At 35.9% G+C, this 20,314-nt stretch carries 24 protein-coding genes and 6 pseudogenes; 21 read left to right on the forward strand and 9 right to left on the reverse strand.

Translation table 11 applies throughout. The features are described 5' to 3' along the window. Positions 1–10: 10 nt before the first annotated feature. Positions 11–2,806, forward strand: coding sequence for a cytoplasmic incompatibility factor CifB (locus tag OM966_RS00730; RefSeq protein WP_319604187.1), 2,796 nt, complete (start codon positions 11–13; stop codon positions 2,804–2,806). Between the two features lie 267 nt (positions 2,807–3,073). Here the strand turns inward: OM966_RS00730 and OM966_RS00735 are convergent, their stop codons facing one another. The 3 genes from OM966_RS00735 to OM966_RS00745 are packed head-to-tail and all read right to left on the reverse strand — an operon-like array spanning position 3,074 to position 4,845. Next, positions 3,074–3,769, reverse strand: coding sequence for a group II intron maturase-specific domain-containing protein (locus OM966_RS00735; protein WP_264328453.1), 696 nt, complete (start codon positions 3,767–3,769; stop codon positions 3,074–3,076). Next, positions 3,756–4,424: a reverse transcriptase/maturase family protein gene (locus OM966_RS00740; protein ID WP_264328454.1), complete on the reverse strand. Its 669-nt coding sequence runs from the start codon at positions 4,422–4,424 to the stop codon at positions 3,756–3,758. Before OM966_RS00740 ends, OM966_RS00735 begins: the two co-directional genes overlap by 14 nt. 22 nt (positions 4,425–4,446) lie before the next feature. After that, on the reverse strand, positions 4,447–4,845 hold the full coding sequence (locus OM966_RS00745) for a reverse transcriptase N-terminal domain-containing protein (protein ID WP_264328455.1): 399 nt from the start codon (positions 4,843–4,845) through the stop codon (positions 4,447–4,449). A gap of 253 nt (positions 4,846–5,098) precedes the next feature. Here OM966_RS00745 and OM966_RS00750 point away from each other — a divergent pair. Next, positions 5,099–5,865, forward strand: a protein-coding gene (locus tag OM966_RS00750; protein ID WP_264328456.1) for an IS5 family transposase whose coding sequence is annotated in 2 segments (ribosomal slippage) — positions 5,099–5,426 and positions 5,426–5,865 — 768 coding nt in all. Because the reading frame shifts where the segments join, the coding sequence is not laid out codon by codon here. Positions 5,866–5,883: 18 nt separating this feature from the next. On the opposite strand, the gene OM966_RS00755 is transcribed toward OM966_RS00750, so the two are convergent. After that, positions 5,884–6,309 (reverse strand): WD_0033/WD_0034 family tandem repeat-containing protein, encoded by a 426-nt coding sequence (locus OM966_RS00755; protein WP_264328457.1) that lies wholly within the window; start codon positions 6,307–6,309, stop codon positions 5,884–5,886. A gap of 272 nt (positions 6,310–6,581) precedes the next feature. Between OM966_RS00755 and OM966_RS00760 the strand changes: the two are divergent. From OM966_RS00760 to OM966_RS00835, 16 genes and pseudogenes are all read left to right on the forward strand, one after another. Beyond that, positions 6,582–7,334: pseudogene (locus tag OM966_RS00760) on the forward strand (IS5 family transposase). Between the two features lie 17 nt (positions 7,335–7,351). Beyond that, a pseudogene (locus tag OM966_RS00765) lies at positions 7,352–7,615 on the forward strand (S49 family peptidase); the annotation flags it as partial. A gap of 190 nt (positions 7,616–7,805) precedes the next feature. Next, on the forward strand, positions 7,806–8,177 hold the full coding sequence (locus OM966_RS00770; RefSeq protein ID WP_264328458.1) for a head decoration protein: 372 nt from the start codon (positions 7,806–7,808) through the stop codon (positions 8,175–8,177). 24 nt (positions 8,178–8,201) lie between these two features. Next, positions 8,202–9,206: a major capsid protein gene (locus OM966_RS00775; RefSeq protein ID WP_264328459.1), complete on the forward strand. Its 1,005-nt coding sequence runs from the start codon at positions 8,202–8,204 to the stop codon at positions 9,204–9,206. Between the two features lie 102 nt (positions 9,207–9,308). Then, positions 9,309–9,614, forward strand: coding sequence for a head-tail joining protein (locus OM966_RS00780; RefSeq protein ID WP_264328460.1), 306 nt, complete (start codon positions 9,309–9,311; stop codon positions 9,612–9,614). Further along, positions 9,615–10,130, forward strand: a complete 516-nt coding sequence (locus OM966_RS00785; protein ID WP_264328461.1) for a phage tail protein — start codon at positions 9,615–9,617, stop codon at positions 10,128–10,130. It begins immediately after the preceding gene. Next, the gene (locus tag OM966_RS00790) at positions 10,127–10,603 is read left to right on the forward strand and encodes a hypothetical protein (protein ID WP_264328462.1); all 477 of its coding nucleotides are present in this window, start codon (positions 10,127–10,129) and stop codon (positions 10,601–10,603) included. The genes OM966_RS00785 and OM966_RS00790 overlap by 4 nt, the downstream gene beginning before the upstream one ends. Continuing rightward, a complete protein-coding gene (locus tag OM966_RS00795; protein WP_264328463.1) occupies positions 10,590–11,054 on the forward strand; it encodes a phage baseplate assembly protein V in 465 nt (154 codons plus the stop codon). Before OM966_RS00790 ends, OM966_RS00795 begins: the two co-directional genes overlap by 14 nt. A gap of 2 nt (positions 11,055–11,056) precedes the next feature. Next, a complete protein-coding gene (locus OM966_RS00800) occupies positions 11,057–11,311 on the forward strand; it encodes a PAAR domain-containing protein (RefSeq protein ID WP_236514486.1) in 255 nt (84 codons plus the stop codon). Positions 11,312–11,313: 2 nt separating this feature from the next. Continuing rightward, on the forward strand, positions 11,314–11,655 hold the full coding sequence (locus OM966_RS00805; RefSeq protein ID WP_264328464.1) for a GPW/gp25 family protein: 342 nt from the start codon (positions 11,314–11,316) through the stop codon (positions 11,653–11,655). Positions 11,656–11,657: 2 nt separating this feature from the next. Then, positions 11,658–12,449: a baseplate assembly protein gene (locus OM966_RS00810; protein WP_264328465.1), complete on the forward strand. Its 792-nt coding sequence runs from the start codon at positions 11,658–11,660 to the stop codon at positions 12,447–12,449. Further along, a pseudogene (locus OM966_RS00815) lies at positions 12,449–13,609 on the forward strand (phage tail protein). Before OM966_RS00810 ends, OM966_RS00815 begins: the two are co-directional and overlap by 1 nt. A 194-nt stretch (positions 13,610–13,803) precedes the next feature. After that, the gene (locus OM966_RS00820; protein ID WP_264328466.1) at positions 13,804–14,367 is read left to right on the forward strand and encodes an ankyrin repeat domain-containing protein; all 564 of its coding nucleotides are present in this window, start codon (positions 13,804–13,806) and stop codon (positions 14,365–14,367) included. 342 nt (positions 14,368–14,709) lie between these two features. Next, positions 14,710–15,291 (forward strand): ankyrin repeat domain-containing protein, encoded by a 582-nt coding sequence (locus tag OM966_RS00825; protein WP_319604199.1) that lies wholly within the window; start codon positions 14,710–14,712, stop codon positions 15,289–15,291. A 48-nt stretch (positions 15,292–15,339) separates the two neighbouring features. After that, the gene (locus OM966_RS00830; protein ID WP_264328467.1) at positions 15,340–15,519 is read left to right on the forward strand and encodes a hypothetical protein; all 180 of its coding nucleotides are present in this window, start codon (positions 15,340–15,342) and stop codon (positions 15,517–15,519) included. Between the two features lie 118 nt (positions 15,520–15,637). Then, positions 15,638–16,586, forward strand: a pseudogene (locus OM966_RS00835) (IS110 family transposase). A 165-nt stretch (positions 16,587–16,751) separates the two neighbouring features. On the opposite strand, the gene OM966_RS00840 reads toward OM966_RS00835, so the two are convergent. Further along, positions 16,752–17,594, reverse strand: coding sequence for a hypothetical protein (locus tag OM966_RS00840; RefSeq protein ID WP_264328468.1), 843 nt, complete (start codon positions 17,592–17,594; stop codon positions 16,752–16,754). A 134-nt stretch (positions 17,595–17,728) separates the two neighbouring features. Here OM966_RS00840 and OM966_RS00845 point away from each other — a divergent pair, with 134 nt between their 5' ends. Together OM966_RS00845 and OM966_RS00850 are read left to right on the forward strand one after the other, a co-directional pair. Continuing rightward, positions 17,729–17,941, forward strand: coding sequence for a hypothetical protein (locus tag OM966_RS00845; protein ID WP_264328469.1), 213 nt, complete (start codon positions 17,729–17,731; stop codon positions 17,939–17,941). Positions 17,942–18,120: 179 nt separating this feature from the next. Next, complete coding sequence (locus OM966_RS00850; RefSeq protein WP_264328575.1) at positions 18,121–18,201, forward strand: hypothetical protein; 81 nt, start codon at positions 18,121–18,123, stop codon at positions 18,199–18,201. Between the two features lie 82 nt (positions 18,202–18,283). On the opposite strand, the gene OM966_RS00855 is transcribed toward OM966_RS00850, so the two are convergent. Further along, positions 18,284–18,787, reverse strand: coding sequence for a hypothetical protein (locus OM966_RS00855; protein ID WP_264328470.1), 504 nt, complete (start codon positions 18,785–18,787; stop codon positions 18,284–18,286). 75 nt (positions 18,788–18,862) lie between these two features. On the opposite strand from OM966_RS00855, the pseudogene OM966_RS00860 reads away from it, so the two are divergent. Beyond that, positions 18,863–19,307, forward strand: a pseudogene (locus OM966_RS00860) (winged helix-turn-helix domain-containing protein); the annotation flags it as partial. A gap of 26 nt (positions 19,308–19,333) precedes the next feature. Here the strand turns inward: OM966_RS00860 and OM966_RS07285 are convergent. From OM966_RS07285 to OM966_RS00870, 3 genes and pseudogenes are all read right to left on the reverse strand, one after another. Next, entirely contained in the window at positions 19,334–19,552 is a 219-nt protein-coding gene (locus OM966_RS07285) for a transposase (protein WP_264736254.1), read from the reverse strand. 172 nt (positions 19,553–19,724) lie between these two features. Beyond that, positions 19,725–20,012 (reverse strand): annotated as a pseudogene (locus tag OM966_RS00865) (IS630 transposase-related protein); the annotation flags it as partial. 49 nt (positions 20,013–20,061) lie between these two features. Beyond that, a complete protein-coding gene (locus tag OM966_RS00870; RefSeq protein WP_264328471.1) occupies positions 20,062–20,187 on the reverse strand; it encodes an IS630 transposase-related protein in 126 nt (41 codons plus the stop codon). Positions 20,188–20,314: the final 127 nt, after the last annotated feature.

The following is a 20,314-nucleotide window of genomic DNA, read 5'->3' on the forward strand; positions in this document are numbered from 1 at the left end:
GCTTGATAGGTTGATCAATTTTGCACGAGTCGAACCTAGTCAACAAAGAATTGGCGATTTTATAGAAATGCTAGCAAGCAACCAAAGACAAGATGTAAGAGATTCTCTCCGAGAAGATATTTTAGAATATATAACTGATACCTATAATAATTATAGAGCGCAGATAGAAAATAATATTGAAAATCGCAGTCAAAAGTTTGAGAGTCACGGGTTTTTATTAGGTTTCTTAGCAAATTTTAGTCATCACTACGCAATAGGCATTGACCTTGACTTATCTCCTAGAAACTCACATGTTGCATTTCTTGTACGTCATCAAGCAGAAAGAGAAAATATTCCTATTGTTATTAATCTTGCTATATTTGATACACCGTCAGATGTTGCATTAAACTGTGCCATAGGCTACGCTGGAAGGTTACACACTTCTTCATTTATACCTATTCATACTGAATCAAGAAATACTGTCTGTGTTGGATTAAATTTTAATTTAAATCTAGATCCCTTTAGTGTTGATATAGTAGAACTTCAACAGGATAGATTTCCTTTAGTACAAAGATTATTTGAGTGTTTGGAGAATGAAGGAATTAGAGAAAATATTAGAGATTTCTTGCTTCAACACCTTCCTAATGAAATACCAAGGAATGCAGAGAATTATAACAGAATATTTGATTGTATAACTGGTTTTGCTTTTGGGAGTAGTGCTTTTGATATACATCATTTACAACTAGAAGGTGAAGAAGAAGTAGAGGTACCTATAGCAAAGTATATACTTAGATATGATGATGGGGATCATGCTTTAACCATGGTCTTTCATGCTCAAGGTTCTGATATAGTTATATTTAATATCAGAATTAATGATGATGTACAACAAGAAGCTATCAATTTACAAACTCTCAATATTGATGGGAATGATGTTCATGTATGGAAAGTTTCATTCACACTTAATGACCAATTTGAGCTAGATATTGATCAACCAAATGACCTTGGTTTGTATCACGATTACCAAAATAATAATGCAAATAATTTTCTTGCTGGTGATCTTGTACAAGTGCCTAATGCTGAAAATGTACATAACACTTTGAATCAAGTTATGAATGATGGCTGGCAAAATGTAGGTCAGCATAGAGAACTATTTCAAGAGATCTCTGGAGCATTGATGCCACTTATGGATGCAATAAATGTTAATAGTGAGGATAAATTTCGTTCTATACTACATGGTACATTTTATGCTAGTGATAATCCTTATAAAGTGATTACTATGTATAAAATTGGTCAAACATATAGTTTGAAAAGGGGTCAGGAAGAAGAAGGAGAAAGGGTAATACTCACAAGAATTACAGAACAGAGATTAGACCTTTTATTATTAAGACAACCTACAGAGAATGATCTAGATACTCATCCAATTGGATATATATTAAGATTTGCTGGTAATGCAGAAGAAGTAGCACAAAAGGAGAATAACGCAAAAGATCGAATAAAAGAACTTATGAACAAGCAAAGAGGATATTTGCTTATTACTTCTGGAAATGAGGTGGTTTTGTCTTATGCTCTATTTAATAGAGATGCACGAAGAGAGGAAGAACTTATAACTATTCCACAAGAACTGTATGTACATATAATTGATCGTCATAGTCGTGTTTTAGGGGCAGAACAGACTGGAAGACCTGAAATAGTGGAGGGAATAGGGAATCTAGATGAAAGATTTAGAAATTTTCAGGAAAATGTTAATGAAGGTGAAAGACAGCCATCAACTTTCTTATATAGTCGAGGTAATGATGAATGGGTTGAGGTACATGTTATACGTCACTTCAAGGGTACAAGAGAAGAGGTTTTAAGGAGAATAGGGTCAGGTACAGATAATATTGCACATAATGGATCACAAGGAACTACAACTACTCATTTATCACAAGAACAAATATTACGACAAATAAACAATCTTCTTGGAGATGGTAATCAAATACAAAATGTCAACGATCTGCTTACACTAGAATTTGCGACGAGAAATGGACATTATGATTACTGGCTTCAACAAATTGATATAGCTCACGCTGGAAGATTGCGATATCAGCTTCGTACTGAAGGTAATCACACTTTTGAAGTAGCTAATTTGGCAAGGAATGACGGTAACGAGCACATTGTTAGAGTATTAAATCAATTTAGGGAAAATGAAGAACAACAGCGTTTAACTTTAATAATTACTTTAAATAATACTCATTGGGTTACACTAGTGATTGAACGTCAAAATGGGAACTATGTTGGGTACTATGCTGATTCAACTGCTACTGCTGTTCCAGGTGGTATTACCGATATCATTCAAAATAACTTAGGAAATAATATCAGGATTAATAATGTTTCTGTTCGTCAGCAAACAGATGGTTGGAATTGTGGTTTATGGACATTAGAAAATGCTAGTGATATTAATCGAGTTCTAAACGAAAATCATATTGGGCAAGTGCAGAATATCATAAATATAATACGCGATTTTCTTGGAAGAGGCCTCCCAAACAGAGATAGAAATTACTTTCAGAACATAAGAGTGGGCATTTCACAATTATTCAGGAATGATCCGGGATTTCAAGATGTGCAATTGCAAGCATACATTCAAAATAGAGAACAAATTGATCCATTACTGCGTACTTATCTAGAATTAGGATATCACAGAGTAGGAGGAGGGTATGGATTAGTAGAAGCACCTATATCGCTTGGTGTTAGTGATTCCAGTAATTTTGGTGACCTGCCACAGTCGAGCTTAGAAAGTCCTGAAGCTAGTCGTGTTTCTGACCTTAGCAAAGGTAAAGGCGGTAGGTAGAGGTAATCGGTAGATGAAAGGAGTGTAACAAAAACCTTATGCATCAAGTAGAGATTGTGAGCAAATTTAAAGAAGTTAAGGTGGGTAACCTGTTTTTTTCTACTTGCAGCAATGTTTCAAAAAGTATATGTGTCGAGTTGGGTAAAGTTGAAGGAGGTTCTTAAATGAGCAACTATTAATTTGGTAGTATATAACATTAATAAATTTAAACGATGCAACCATTTCCAGCAACAAAAACCAGCTAGCGTGTTATCTAAGTGGAGAAAGTCACCTCTCCCCACTCGACTTCAAAACCGGACTTGATAGTTTCCCATCATCCGGCTTCTCTCTAATTTGGTGCTTGTCATGCATACTTCTATGTAATTGATCGTGGCAGTGCTTATGAAGCCAGGATAGATTTTTCATATTATTATTGCGTCTATTGCGATCTTGATGATGTACATGTGCTAAATCATCAAACTTGAACCAAAGATGACAATAATTACATTTACCTTGCTGTAACTTCAGTAATTTTATTACTCGTGATGATTTTCCTGGTAGTTTACTTAAACGATTTCCCCAGTATGGCCAATCTCCATCATACGGAGATCTATTTCCATTTACTTTGATATGTCGTTTAATAGCATGATCCCTATGTCTAATAAGATATAGCTTGTTACTTACCATATACCTCCAATTGTCGTTACCATACTTTTTAAAGTATTTTCTTTTAACCCAACACCTTCTTTTGTCATGGTGTCTATAGACAGCCCATTTCCAAAGTTTGTTATGCATAGAATAATCTAATAAGTTAAAGACTTTACTTGAGACTACCGAGGTGTAATATTGGCTCCAACCCCTTATTATTGGATTAAGTTCTTTTATTACAGCTTCTTGTGGTGCTGCTCGCAACTCTTTAAGCTTATGTTTTATAGATAACAAGTGTTGACTTATAGATTTACGACTTGGTTTACTTGTAACCACTCTTATTTTGACGTGTTTGATAATGCCTTATTGAAAATCCAAGAAAATCAAATCCTGGCTTTTCCCTATTTAGGGATTTTAGTGTATGTGCAATTCTTGTCTTTGATGACTTTAATTCTAATCCAACAGGTTTTAGCCATTTTTCAATTAGAACCTTTGCCTTCATCACAAGTTCCTCGCTCTCGTGTAAAACCACAAAATCATCGGCGTACGTAATTACACTAACTGAATTTTGTGCCTGCTTGCGAGATACTCTACCATATTTCTTTTTCGCATATTGAAACAGTTCTTCCTTGAGTTCTTCTTTGATATTCTGCTCTAATCCATGTAGTGCTACACATGCAAGTAGTGGTGATATTGTTCCACCTTGAATTGTGCCACATTTGGTGGGTTTGAACTTTCTATCTTCCATAATGCCTGCTTTCAACCATCCTTTTATAATTCTCTTTAAAGTTGGTGTGGTATTGAGTTTTTCAAGCAGTACGCAATGTTTGATATTATCAAAGCATCCGGAAATATCAGCATCCAATATGAATGCTGTTTTCTGACCAAGTGCGATAAATATAGCTGCTATTGCATCATGACACGATCTACCAGATCTAAAACCATAAGTGTTAGGCTCAAATTTTGCCTCCCACTCAGGTTCTAAAGCCATTTTTACAAGCGTTTGTTTTACTCTACACGGATATAGTGGGTATTCCAAGGGGGCGACGCTCCGATGGTTTGCCAGGTTTTGGGATCCAGACACGTTTTGACGGTTTTGCTTTTTCCCTTAAATCCATAGAATATGCTAATAGCAATCTTTCTTTTTTATTAAGATTGGACTTTCCATCAATACCTGCAGTCTTTTTCCCTCTGTTATCCTGAGTTACCCTCCTAACAGCGAGCATTTTCGCACTTGTTGATTTTTGTAATAACCTCTGAAGATTATGCATCTTTTTGATATCATTACATTGTGAAGCTCGGTAAATTCGTTTTTGTAGCTTAAATGAGGATTTCTCCAGCTTATGCCAGGGAATTTCATTCCATTCATACCTTACTTTTTGTTGGCCCATAACATGTTCACTACTATTCACAACTTTACCTCCCAAACTACAGTGTTTACGTCTGCATATCCCAAATATTACTTTGGGCATTAGCTTCTTAAACAATCCCTCCACATAGAAGCATTCAGTTGGCCACCTTCTTAGTTATCCTTTTTAAACAAAGAATAATAAGAGCTTCTATGTGGTTACTCCGTTCCATGAAATCGTTTCACGTTAGACTTAGAACCTGTCTTGAAAAGAAGAAAAGGGTATGATAAGGTAAGTTAAAAAATAGGAGGTAAAATTGTATCCAAGCGATATAAGTGATAAGGAATGGGAAATTTTGGAGCCACATGTTGCACAAGGAGCAATAGGGAGGCCAAGGAAGCATAACATCAGAGCAATTATTAATGCAATAAGGTATATAATGAGAGGTGGCTGTCAATGGCGAATGCTGCCAAAAGACTTTCCGCCGTGGAAAACAGTTTATGATCATTATTTTAGGTGGGGTAAAAACGGAAAATTGCAGGAAATACATGACACTTTGGTGAAAAAGGTAAGAGAAATGGTTGGTAAAAATGATACACCATCGGTTGGAATAATAGACAGTCAGTCAGTAAAAACGACTCAAAAAGGGGATCCAGAGGTTACGATGCTGGCAAGAAAATAAAAGGCCGTAAACGTCATATTATTGTAGATACACTGGGTCTTATCATTACCGCTAATGTACATAGTGCAAGCGTTCAAGATCGTGACGGAGCTTTGGGTCTTTTTGTTCAAGCGAAAAAGAAAATACCAACATTACAGAAGTTTTTTGCTGATCAAGGATATACGGGTGCTCTGCAAAATCACTGTTTTCTGAAAACGGGATGTCTACTCACAATTGCCAAAAAAGCTAGTGATGCTGTAGGGTTTCAGGTCATTCCTAAGCGATGGATTGTTGAACGGACGTTTGCTTGGCTCTCCAATTTTAGGAGTATGAGTAAGGATTATGAACACTCTCCTCTCACCTCCAAGATTAATATTTTCTTTGATATGATTACTCTTATGCTTAATAAATTAGCTACTTAAATGTTTTCAAGACAGGCTCTAAGAGATCTTTAACACTGCTCTCATAATGTCATTGTCTCTACGTGATATAGCATCTGTAAGTATTGTATGAGTTTCTTCCCGACCATCTGAATGTTTTGTGGTCATTTCTTCATTCAGAACTTCCTTTAATAGTTTTTGTTTTTTGGCTTTTTCTAAAAGATCTTTTACAGCTTGATTATTTTTATGACTTATAGCATAATGTAGTAGTGACAATGTCTCCTCTCTACCCTGATACTCGTGAGTTATTTTTGCTAAAAGAATTGTGCTTGCATTATAGCTGGACCTTTTGAATATTCCATTTTTGAACTTTTCTGCAACACCTTTCCCTTCTTCTATTTTTCTTGCTAGTTTTTGTATATTCTTTCTATCTTTATTTGTTAACTCATATATGTCACATACTAATGTCAGTTTTGACGTTTTCATAATGTTTTTCCCCTATTAAGATTTATTGATTTAGTTGTAGTAGTTGAAATAGTGCAGTTACCCACCCCATAAATTTGGTGCTCTCTTTTGATCAAAGGTGTCTTGCTGTTTTTTCTTTGTAAAATTTAGCTTATCTTTTATATCTAAACAGCAGTAACACGACTTGGCCTTTTGTAGGTGAGTAATTCTCTAGGCTCTGTGGACAAAAAATATGAAAAGAGAGAAAAAGATGGTAGTTTAGCCTAATAGGTAAAAAATGGAGAAACTACCATATGCAATATTACATCAAAGAGGAAAATTGGAAACAAATTTTAGAGTTCATAAAAAGCGTAAAAGGAATGCACAGCAAAGATGAAAAACGTTTAAGAATATTCATAGAGGCAGTGTGGTACATAGTGCGAAGTGGTTGCCAATGGAGACTTTTACCAAAAACTTATGGTAATTACAGGAGTATACATAAGCGATTTAAAAGATGGTGTGAAAGAGATGTCTAGAAAAAATTGCTTGAATATATTAAACAAGAGCCTGATTTAGAAGTTGCTATAATCGACGGTACGATCATCCGAGCCCATCCATGTTCATCTGGATATACAAAAAACTCCAAGGATCAAGAAGCTTTAGGGAGGAGCAAAGGTGGCTTTACAACTAAAATACATGCGCTTGTCGATGCACTTGGAAATTCACTTAAATTTACTCTGACTCCTGGTCAAAGAAATGAAATTACGCAGGCACAAGTGTTAACCGAAAGTATCTATAACTCTACTGTAGTAGCTGACAAGGGCTACGATAGCAATGCCTTTGTTATAAGTCTTGAAGACAAGGGATGTACAGTAGTTATTCCGCCAAAACGGAATCGAAAAGTGCAAAGGTATTACGATGAGCATATCTACAAAGAACGTCATTTGATTGAGTATTTTTTTGGTAAAATTAAAAATTTTAGGCGCATTTTTTCCAGATTTGATAAAACTGCTGAGGTTTTTATGGGTTTTCTCAATTTTGTTGGAGCTCTTGTATGGCTTCTCTAAAATTTTGTCCACAGAGCCTAGAAACTGATAATTTAACTAATAAAATCAAGAATTACAGCTATCGTACTGAAGTTCTTCAATTAATACGTTTATGTAATTTATCAAAGATGCCAGAAAAGATAGGAGAATTTATTGAACAGGATGTAAATGCAAAGCAAGCCCAAGAGATATTAATGTCAATACTGGCGGAGAGAACGAAGAAGACAGAGATAATGAGTACAATACCGCAAAATACACCGGAAGACTTGATGATGCAGGTAGCGAAAAGTCGGGGCATTTGATGCGCGGTATATAATGCTAACATACGCCGCGGTAAATAAGTGTTCAAAATGCGCCAGAATAGCCAATTATAGAGTAACATATCTTTTACCGCGACATATAGCAACTTTAAACACCGCGGCAAACAAATCTTATAACCGCCGTATATAACACTAACAAAAGCGGCGGTAAAACAATTAAGGAGAAACATTTATGAGTTGTATAACCGAACAAAATAATCTAGGTGATCTTCTAAAGTATGAAGCATCAAGTCTATATTCAAGAGACCAAATAACAGTAGCAAAAGGTCAAAATATTAAGCTTGGTGCAGTAGTTGCGAAGAAGACAGACGATGGTTTTATTAGAGTACTTAATCCCACTGGAACAGATGGCACACAAACAGCGATAGGTGTAATAGTAAGTGATGTAAATGCAATAGAAAATACTAAAGCGGTAATTATTACTCGTGTTGCAATGTTAGCCGATCATGCAGTGGTGTGGCCAGCAAATATCACTGAAGAGCAGAAAAATGCAGCAGTAAAGCAACTTGAAGGACGGAGGATCATTATCCGCAAGGGAGTTTAACTTAAATTAAAAAGGGAGAAAAAAATGCAAAATCCATTTACAAATTCAGCATTTAGTATGACGGCACTAACAAATGCGATAAACATATTGCCGATAAATTATGGACGTACAGAGAATTTAAATTTATTTCCAAGTAGATCAGTAAGATTTCGACATATTACGATAGAAGAGCAAAACGGAGTATTGAGTTTATTACCAACGCAAGTTCCCGGAGCACCAGCAACAGTAGGAAAACGAGGAAAACGGAAAATAAGAACATTTACCATACCGCATATTCCTCATGATGATATAGTGTTACCAGAGGAAGTACAGGGAATAAGGGCATTTGGGTCAGAAAGTGAACTTAAGGCGCTGGCAGATGTAATAACTGACCATTTACAGCTAATGAGAAACAAACACGCGATAACGTTAGAACATTTGCATATGGGGGCGCTCAAAGGAATAATTGTGGATGCTGATGGGTCAGAATTATTAAATCTTTACAACGAATTTGAAATTACACCAAAAGTAGTAAATTTTGCGCTAGGAACAGCAACAACAGATGTAAAACGAAAATGTCTGGAAGTATTGCGCCATGTTGAAGATAACTTAAGTGGTGAATATATGACCGGGATTCATGCGCTGGTAAGTCCAGAGTTTTTTGATGCATTAACATCGCATAGCAAAGTAAAAGAAGCATATGAGAGGTGGCAAGAAGGAGCAGCGCTGAGAAACGACATGAGATCAGGGTTTACATTCTGTGGAATAACATTTGAGGAGTACAGAAGACAAGCAACTGATCCTGAAGGAACCGTAAGAAGATTTATAGAAAGAGATACAGGACACTGTTTTCCACTAGGAACAGCAAGCACATTTACAATATACTTTGCACCAGCAGATTTTAATGAGACAGTAAACACTCTCGGACAGCCACTATATGCAAAACAAGAGCCAAGAAGATTTGATAGAGGGACCGATTTACATACTCAGTCAAATCCTTTACCAATGTGCCATCGCCCAGGAACATTAATCAAAGTCGTTGCAGCATAACAAGACTGGTAGAGCAACTATAAAAGTGGCGAGGCATGAAACTGCTCTACCAGTATGCCCCTTCTTAGCGTGCATGTAGAGATTAGCGCATAAAGGTAAAGTATGCAAGAAAAAATAAAAAGATTATTTGCAGATTGTTTTACACATTTAGGGCAGCAAGCTTTGTATGAGTCAAAGGATAAGGCATACATGGTACAAATATTGAAGCAACAGCCAGATAAATTATATGAGATTGGTGAAGGACAATTTGTAGGGGAGATGTTGATTTTGGAGGTGAGTGTGTTTGATGTATTGCAACCAGTGGTGGGGGATATCTTTATTATTGGCGATCGTAGATACAAAGTCCACTCACCACCACTTAAGGACAATTCAGGAATGGTATGGAAAATTCAAGCGTCGGGGGTGTGAATGCGTATCAACGTTGAGGTTAGCGGTAGCATTGAGAAGGTTATGCAAAGTATAGATGCTGAAAGGAAAAAAGTGGAAAAAGCAACGATGAGGGCATTAAACAAAACGGCAAATTGGCTAAAATCGAAAGCAGCAAAAGAGATTAGTGAGGAAAAGAAGACAAAATTAACGATAATGAGAAAAAGGTTGCGAATCTTTAAGGCAAGAACAAGTAGATTGGAGGTTTTAATAAGAGCAAATTTATATGATATGAGGGCTTCATTTATTGGCAGTATGAGACAAACAAAAAGAGGTACAAAAATAGGAAAACATGAGTTTATAGGAGCGTTTACTGCAACAATGCCAAGAGGAAATAGTGGTGTTTTTAGGCGTGAAGGAAGAAAAGCTTTGCCAATACAAGAGGTAAAATTAGAACTGGAGCCAGAAGCATCAAAAATAATAAAGGAGCTGGTTAATTATGAAACAGAAGGGATATTTGAGAAGTGTTTTGAGCGTGAATTAGAACTAAAAGTATGAATTGGAAGGATTTGCACAACGCAATTTGTACTACGTTAAAGGAAGAAATACCAGCAATACAGACATGTGAAGTGTATCCAACAATAAGGAAAGAATTAGTAGCGCCAGCGTTATTTGTAGAGCTTGTGAGTTTAGAATCGGGAAAAGATCCAGGAACAGAAGAATTAGCGCTGAGAGCAAGATTTGAAGCAAGAATTGTGATTGATAGTACAATAGAAAATGCCCCTATTATTGTCAGGTCACTAGCAGCAGAAGTAGCAAGAGTAGTAAATAAAAATACTTGGAACGTAAAAAATGTTTCACCAGGAGAATTTATCTCAGGAGGAGGAGATGATTTTAGGCCGGAATTAGATGCATATCTAGTGTGGTTAGTAGAATGGGCTCATGAGATGCACGTAGGGGAGTCAGTGTGGTCAGAAGTTGGAATTAAGCTGCATATTATAGAGATAGGTGAAGTACATGTTAGAGCATAATTTTGCCATTGCGGAGCTAAATAGAAGGCTAGCGAACATTATTCGTATAGGTCTAGTTAAAGAAGTAGACTATAAAAAAGCGAGAGTGCGGGTAAAGGTAGGAGAATTTTTAACCGACTATTTACCGTGGATAACTTATCGTGCAGGAGAGGATAGAAGTTGGTTTTCCCCAGATATTGATGAGCAAGTAATAGTATTATCGCCATTTGGGGAATTATCTCTGGGGATAGTATTACCAGCAATATATCAGGAGAAATATCCGCCTCCAGAGAATAAAAAGGAAATAAGTAGTGTAAAATTTCAAGATGGGACAAAGTTATCATATAACCAAGAAAAGCACCATCTTAAGATAGATGTAGTAGATAAAATAACGTTGAAAGTAGGAGAATCAAGCATAGAGATGACAAAAAAAGGAATAAAACTCAAAGCAAAGAGAATCGACCTTAATTAAGTATGGCTAAAGCTGTGGTTTGTATAGGAGATTATTGCAGTGGAATACCGGCACATGTTTGTATGAGTGGAAGTAGTGATGTTTTTAAGAAAGGGAGATCTGTGTGTCGAAAAGGAGATATCTTAACTCTGGGAGAGAAGCTAATACAAGGTTCAAACAGCGTATTTGTGAATGGTATTGGTGTAGCAAGGACTGGAGATATGGTTTCGTGTGGTTTTAAAGTGATAAGTGGAAGTAAAAATGTATTTGCGAGCTAAAAATGCGTGGGATGAGCGATAAAACAGGAAAAGAGCTTGAAGGAATAGAACATTTAAAGCAATCAATTACTGATATTTTAACCACTCCTATTGGATCACGTATTATGAGAAGAGAGTATGGTTCTCGATTATTTGAATTAGTAGATAAGCCAGTAAATCGCGATTTTACGCTGGAAATTTATGCAGCAGTAGCAGTAGCAGGAGCACTAGAAAAATGGGAGAGAAGGTTTAAATTAGAGAAAGTGAAGATAACAGAAGTAAAAGAAGGGAGAGTAACATTGAATTTAGAAGGTGTCTATCTTTCAGAAGGTAAGTTCATAAATATTAATGGAGTAGTTGTTTAAAAATGCAGCAGCCAGAGATAATTGAAAAACTGAACTTCGAAGAAATCTTTTCACGTATGAAGGAGGAGTTAATAAGTCGAGATGAAAGTTTTACAGCATTAGTAGAAAGTGACCCAGCGATGAAGATTTTAGAAGTAGCAGCATGGAGGGAATTGTTACTAAGACAAAGAATAAATGAAGCAGTAAAAAGTAATTTACTAAAGTTTGCAATGGGAAATGATCTTGATAATTTAGCTGAATTTTATGGAGTGGAAAGGGAGAACGGGGAAAAGGATGAACAATTTAGAAAAAGAATCAAGGCAAGAATAGTTGGCTCAAGCATAGGAGGAAATTATAGATATCACGCACTGTCAGCAGATAATAGAGTAAAGGATGCGCTGGTTGAATCAAAAGTGCCAGGAAGTGTGGAGATCTCAATTTTATCCACAGGGTTATCCACAAATGGCATAGCGTCTGAAGAACTACTTGATATTGTAAGAAAGCAGGTTACCAGAGATGATATAAGGGTATTGACCGACACGATAACAGTAGTTGGATGCAACATTATTGAAATAGATATCCACAGCAAAATTAGCATTAAAAGACCAGATATTATTGAAACGGTGAAGAAGAAATTTATAGAAAAATTTGAAACAACGAAAAGATTAGGGTGGAGTATTACAAGATCTTGGATAATAGCGAATTTATTCGTAGAAGGAGTAGAAAACGTGGAATTAATCGAGCCAAGAGAGGATATTATTGTAGCAGGAAATGAGTGTGCTGCATTGAGAAGTTTAAATGTTGAGTTGAATTAATGCTATTACCGCCAAATGCAACAAAACAAGAGCAAGCATTAGTAGAGGCTATTGATTACAAAGTAGATCCAAGCAGGATAAGAGGATTTAAGCTTAATCCTAAAGATGAAATACTACCGTGGATAATAGAAGAATATGGGTTAGGAGAGATACTGCACTGGGCAAAAGACAAAAGAAAAGCCGTAGAGGAAGGAATAAAATTTCAGCGTTTAAGAGGAACATCAGCGTCACTGAAAATAGCACTTAAATGGGCAAATATAGAAGATATTACAATTATCGAGGAACCTCCAGGAAAACATTTCTTTGAATTACAGATAGGGATAAGAGATGTACCGAATGACTTCTTCGTAGATGCAGTAGTAGAGCTTGCAAAACTATCATTACCTGCAAGATCGAGGCTAATGAGAATTTTTAACGATCACTACAATATTGGTAGGTTCATTTTAGATGAGAGTTTTTTTGGCAGCTTATTATCAGACTACTCTGGTACAAAGGTCGAAAAAGATGGACCAGTGTTATCATTTGGTCGGAAGAACACATTTGAGCTAAAAATCTTAAATCCAAGTTTTAAATTTGGTACTTTTCGAGTTCATTATGAACAAGCTTTGAGCAATGATATATATCGCCTAGATGTAGCAATCCTTGGAGAAACTGAGCCTCACACAAAGAATTATAATGGTCTTTATGAAAGAAGTCATCAGTGGAATAATTTAAAAACGTTATATCCGCTACCACAGAGCTTATTACCTGAGATTAAGTTTGCAAAAGCGCAGATAGTATTATCAGATAGCTGGAACTTGGGAGAAATAAACGCATGTTTTCCGGTTACGAGTGTAGAAGAATGTGGAGAAAAGTTCTATTTGAATGACCACAAACTATCTGAACAACTATGGAATTAAAAATACAAGCCAATTTTAGAAAGGTTTAGCGTTACTCACCACTACAAAGTAGAGAATTTTACTGGTCAAAAGATTACAAGATATAGCTTAGCAGAACATAACATTCATTTTGAAAGCGGTTTAGATTCAAAGCAAAAGGATTCAATACATGAACCGGAAAATTACATTTTAGTGTTTTACCCAGGAGTACTAACGTGGCACGAACATCGACATTTAAACAGGTCCTGGAAAGAGACACAAGTTATATGTTTAACATGCTAAGCATATATATTTATATCTTAATATATTACATTAACATTCGGTAAAAATGTGTGTTTTTTGAAAAAAAGAAGTTGCTTTTCCATGCCAAAACAGCTATAAATTAGGTGGGTGTAGGTAAACAAAAAAAAATTACCAAGCGCTGAAATGAGCCAAATTGGCCATTTTATGTATGTTTTTATAGTGAGGTAGCGAAGATGTTCAATTTAAATAAAAGACTTAAAAAATTAAAGGAGAATTCATTTCGTGGAATAAATGAAAAAGACGTAAATGGAGATATAGTATTGCATCTAGCAGCACAGTTATCCGATAAAAAAGTAGTAAAGTTACTGATAGAAAAGGGAGCAAAAACAAATATAGAAAATAATAGCGGAGAAACACCATTACACCGAGCAGCATTCTATGGAAAGGTAGAGAATGTAAAAGTACTGTTGGAAGAAGGAGCAGATGTAAATGCTATAGACGATGGGGGATATACGGCATTACACAGTGCGAGCTTAATGAGTTGTGAAAAGACAGTAAGGGAGTTAATAAAAGCGGGGTCAAATGTTAATACTGGGAACTACATAGGAAGAACGCCATTGCATAGTGCGGTATTTATGAGGGAAATAGGGAACGTGAGAGCGATATTAGAAGCGGGAGGTGACGTAAATGCGAGAGACCAAAAAGGATATACACCAATAGATCTAGCATATATTGCAAAGACTGAGGAGATAATGAGAGAGTTAGTGGCGAAGCAGAAAGTTATGGAAATTGATTGAGAAAAGGAAGGAAATGGTGGTGTTGTTATTAGAGAGAAAACCGTTGGATGAGCTAAGGTTTATAAAAGGGTAGCAAGTTTTCTAGAAAAGAAAGGTATAAATATGAAAGAAATACCAGAAATGTACGATACTACAGGAGGTAGATTTAACAGATTAAACATATGGATTTACATCTTAATATAATATGCGGAAAAAATATGTAAATTTAGCAAAAAAAAACTTGCTTTTTATGCTAAAACAGCCCTAAGTGAAAAAGTAGCTAGTAAACAAACAAGATTTGCTAAGCACTAAAGTGAGCCAAATTGGAGCCACTTTACATTGCAGTAATAGCTGAGGAAAGTTATGGTAAAATTTAGTAAGAAAGAAAGAGAAGAATTTAATAAGTCGTGGAAAGAGGTATTAGATAACTCAATAAAAAATATTAATAAAAAAGACACAAAAGGGAGGACGATGTTGCATTATGCAGTAGGGATGCCAGATCCAAAAAAAGTGAAATTGCTAATCCAAAAAGGAGCAGATATAAATGCGGCAGATGCAGGACAATATAGACCATTGCACTTAGCAGTCATGGGCCAACGTCTAGAAAATACAAAGGAGCTGATAAAGGCAGGAGTAGAGGTAAACGCAGTGGAACGAAGTAGCAAATTTGCCGCGTTACATCTGGCATGCATGGTAGCAGAGATAAAAATAGTAGAAGAGCTAGTAAAAGCGGGAGCGAGTGTAGAGCAAAAGGATAAATCTGGCAAAACGCCAATGGATTATGCGAGAAATAGTAAAGAGATAAAAGAAGTGTTAGAGAACGTAAAAATCGCAAATAAGCAGAGAGAGTTTATAGAAAGAGTAAGGGTTGTATCGGAAAGCACGGCAGCAGGTGTGATAGTGGCAAAGGAGGAGCTAGAAACTGTGGATGAGAAAGTGCTATGAGCCGCAACCTTTTTTAAAATTCAGAATGGCTATAGCTAGAAGAGAGGCATGGAAGAAATAGAAAAGAAAGTAAAGAATTTAGGAGAGAAACCATTAGTAGAACTGAGGAAAATATGGAAGAAGGTTGTAAGTTGGAAATGTGATATAAAAAGAAGCAAGAAGAAAGATAACTCTATAAAAATGTGGTTATCGCCAGGCTTGAGCAACCGTAAGACGGTAGTATTATAACATACGTAGATATCAAGGTACTCAAGCCTATCCTTCGAGACGTTTGAATAGTTGTTTGGGACATATATATGCACCCGTTTACAATCTTAAATTTTAACTTAAACTCTCGAGGTTCTTTATGGTTACATCTTATCAAAATTTTATTGGCATTGATATCGGAAAACTTGAATTTTTTTACTGCAGTTAATGAACAAAAAGGTGTCATCAAATTTGACAATAGTTGTGTTGGTTGGAAACAACTCTACCAAAAATTTTCAAATATCTTGCCCAACTCCATGGTAATTTTAGAAGCTACAGGAGGTTATGAGCTTGGCTTATTGTATTTTCTTATTGATAGAAACATTGCTGTGCATCGTGCTAATACTCGTCAAGTTAAAAACTTCATTCTATCTCATGGAACTTTGGCAAAGACCGACAGTCTTGATGCAAAAGCGCTTGCCCAATATGGTTCTGAGCGTTGTGGACATTTGCAGCTATTTACACCTATCTCAAAAGAACAAACCACCTTGTTTGCACTTTGTCAGCGTCGTGACGATATTACGAAAATGCTTGTTCAAGAGAAGAATAGGCTAAAAACTCCTGGAAATGATTACATTAAGGAAAGTTGTCAACAAGCTATTGAATTCCTCAACAACCAGGTAGAAAAGCTTGATCAAGCTATACAAAAAATAGTCAATGAAAATCCTGAATTGCAACGATGCCAAAAAATTCTTGAAACAGTCCCTGGAATAGGTAGAAAAACCTCTCAATGTTTATTGTGTCTCATACCGGAACTTGGTTCTTTAAATAAAAGGCAAATTGCAAGCCTTGCAGGTGTTGCGCCTCATCCTAAGGAAAGTGGTAAAGCTATTGGCTACCGAAGGATTATAGGTGGAAGAAGTAACGTTCGTTCAAAGCTTTTTACAGCTGCCATGGCTGCTACAAGGTCCAAATCTGCACTTAGTGCCTTTTATTCTAAGCTTATTGAAAGTGGTAAGAAGAAGATGGTGGCTATAACAGCTCTAATGCGTAAAATAATAGTGATTGCTAATGCAAGGCTTAAAGAAGCAGTTAATTTGCATATTTAAAAATTTACATAGCAATAACTGAAATTGGTTAATGAATATGCGCTTTTAATGTGTGTGGACGCGCATATTCATTAACCAATTTCAGTTATTGCTGTGGTGGCTGTTTGATACAAAATTCTGTTTCTATAACAAATGGGTTTTTATTGCCCATATGAAGTTGCAAAATTACAAATAAAAAATTTTTAAAAAAACATAGTTGATATCTGCTTTTTCCTTGATCCTAAGTTCCTGCATTGGCAATCTATTCTCATCAATACTCGTGCCATCTTCAAGTACTGCAGGTATTATGATCTTCTCAAACTGTCGCTCTGATTTTTTCTCTAAATAACCAAATATGTCGTAAACACTGATCCTTTGACCAATCACTAAAAATGGCGTATCAGCAGTATTACGTCTTGAAGTTATACATTGTTCAAACTTTTGACAGGCACTGATGAGCGATACTCGACTATAAGCACAGCTTGCATCGTGTAAATCATCAAGGATAATGCAACCACCGTACTTCCGACCTTCATCAAAATCAAGAGAACTATCCCTAGCTCCTGTACCTGTTACATGCCCTGATATTGAAAAGCCATTAACAAAACCTCCTTCTTTAGTTCTAATTACTCGTGTACTTTTGCGACCAACTACTTTTACGTTTGGAAAGACTTGACGGTAAAATGGAGACTCAAGTACAATATGTAGTTCATTGATTTTTTCACGCATCAAATCCCTCTGGTGCGTGATATACATAAATTTTGCTCTTGGATTATTGCCGATGGCGAACGCTACATGAAATATCAAACCCAGTGTTGTCTTAGCACAGCGTGGTTGTATGTTCCACCATTGACTGTGTGCTTTTTCAAACACCAATCGATTAATGCTGCTGAACAGTACCCACAAATAGTTTTTGCTGCCATCTTCTCTTTTTAAATTTAATCTGATATTAAACACTCGCAGCATGTCTTGAAACGCAAAGAAGCCAAAATCTTTGCGGCATAGATCGATGTCTTTTTGAGTTAACATTCTTTATTCTTTAAGCTAGTTATAGTATATACTATGTTGACACAGGTACATAAAATTTTTCTAGCAACTTTCCTTATTGAAAAGTTTAGAAAAATGTTGTATAATTACTACAGTAGTAGACTTTGGTAAAACTTATGGCAGATTCAGGAATTAACATTAGCGAAAAAGTTTTAAAAGATCTTACTCGCTTGGCTAAAGTGAAAAACCAATCAGTTCAAGAGCTAGCAGAGGGGTTTATACAAGAAGCAATTGAGTATGAGGAAGATATAGCGATAGTCAAACTCGCTATCCAACGTGACACCCGAAATGCAAAATTCATCAGGCATGAAGACGTCAACTGGGGATAAGACTTAATCTGTTATGAGGAAAATGTAGTTCACGAAGATATTCCAAGTCTTCCTAAGGCAATATGGTCAAGGATAAAAGAAATCGTAAAAGAGCGCCTTACAGTTTCTCCTGAGAAAGCAGGAGATCCCTTGTTTGGTGAGTTTAAGGATATCGTAGAATACGAACAGGTGATTACCGCTTGGTTTATAGGATCAGTAAACTAGAACGTATAGTAATAATTACTGCAATAGAGCATAGAGAATATATTTACAAAGATTAAAACACTCTATAAACATATATATATTTTTATACACCACTCCTTCCTTTCTTTATTGAAAAATTAAAAAAAATGTTGTAGTTGGCTATATTGCAGCCTTACCCGCAGCCTGACCAAAATGACCCAACATTTGATTCATAGCTACCCAGCGATCATTTAAAGATTTTCCGTAAGAAGTGTAACCACCACCTAGATTTTGACCAATTTGTGCACCAAGACCATGTGCTCCGATAAGACTTTGCAACCCTCCTAAAGATGAGCTGATAAAATCATTCAAGCCACGCGACGCAAGTTCAGAGTTTAAACTTGCAACTTTAGATAAACCATAGCTTGATTGATCAAGCCCACTTGCTCTTAATTGGTTGCCAATCATTTGATTGCTAATAAACTGCTGGTAAGGATTGCCTTGATATTGCGATGCTATTTGATTAAAAAATCCTCCTGGACCATCTTTTCCTAAGCCCCCAAGACTATCCATGAATTTATTGTACCGACCATACAATTCTTTTTGTACTCCGATATTATTTTCAAATTGGCGATTAGCTTTAGAACCACCAAAAAGAAAGTCAAATAAATCTCCTAATACCAATTCCCGCTATACAAGTAACGGAGAGACAATAATGGAAAAAAGCCATACTGGAGTAAGTAAAATAGCGAGGTTTAAATGGCATTAAGATCAAAATTATTGGATGAAAAAGTGAGCAAAAGAAATGCTGAAGAAAGTAAGAAATAATGCATATGTTGCAAAAAAACTAAATGCTGTAATTGCAGCAAAAAAGCATAGTATAACAGCCGTAGCAAAAATATGTTGCATTTCAAGAAAGGCACTTACTGCATGACCTAAAATTTGGCAGAGAAGAAAAATTATTTGCTCCACCTCAACGCCGTAGAAAAACTATATTGAACCAAAGCCAACTTGAACAAGTTGAAGCATGGATACAAGAAAATCTCAACATTACCATTAAAGAAACGAGAATAAGAATTCAGGAAAAGTTTGGTTTAGCAAGTCTACAGTACACCATAATATGCAAAGAATGAAATTCTCATATATCACACCAAGACCAGTGCATAACGGACAAGATAAAAGTAAACAAGAGAAGTTTAAAAAAAAATCTTAATGAAACTATAGTATTTTCTAAAACGAATGATAAACGTCTAAAATGGTATTACCAACTAAAAGGTGTAAGTCTGTACATTGATGCATTAAAGGTCTGAGGCGACTTTTGATGGTGTGCCAACAATGCTCTATCGGATTTAGATCAGGTGAATATGTTGGAAGATAAAGCAAATGACAGCCAAAAGACTCTATTAATGACTTTGTTTTGGGAGTTTTATGGAATGTAGCATTATCCATAACTATGGTTGTATTACGCTGCAATTGTGGTTCGCTCTAACCATACATTATTACACCCTCCTGTGAAGGTCATTGGTGCAATAAACTTCTTTTCAATCCATCCACCTATTATACTCACTCTTTCCCACTTTTTTCCTGGAACATCAGCATATATTTTTTCTCCTCTTGGAGCTCATGCATATTCTCGGTATAGTCTATTATCAACTCCTGCTTCATCTATATATAAAATGCTACAGTGGTCTATTTTTGAGACTTTATCGATAAATTGCTGCCTATCTTCTTGATTGCGCTCTTGATAGAATGTGACTTTTTTTAAGGTTATTTTTAGCTGTTTTAACCTATACCAAATTGCACTTATTCCAAAGCCAAGGTTTTGTTTCATTTCTGCTAGTGTGTGATCTGGGTGTTTTTTAACATAGTCTGCAAGTATTTTTGGGTCTATTTTCCGAATAAAACCAGTACTTTTTACCGCTTTGAGACCTTGGCCAGTAGATTTCTTTTTTAGCCATCTATATAGTGTCTATCTCAAAAACCTCTGCAACTTCAACCTTTGACTTTCCTTTTTCTACCAAAGAAACTGCTTTTTCCCTTAAATCTACACTATATACCATCGCTTTCCCTACTTTAAAAAACATATTATACCTTTATCATTCGCTTTTGAAAATACTATAGTTTGCTTATGAGCAACCTGGATCCCAGCGTCAGCTACTCGGATGATAAAAGGAAGGAATATCGGAGTGACAAGAAAGGGGTCATAGTGTG

Origin of the sequence: Wolbachia endosymbiont (group A) of Andrena hattorfiana (assembly GCF_947179565.1) — a bacterium.
Taxonomy (GTDB): domain Bacteria; phylum Pseudomonadota; class Alphaproteobacteria; order Rickettsiales; family Anaplasmataceae; genus Wolbachia.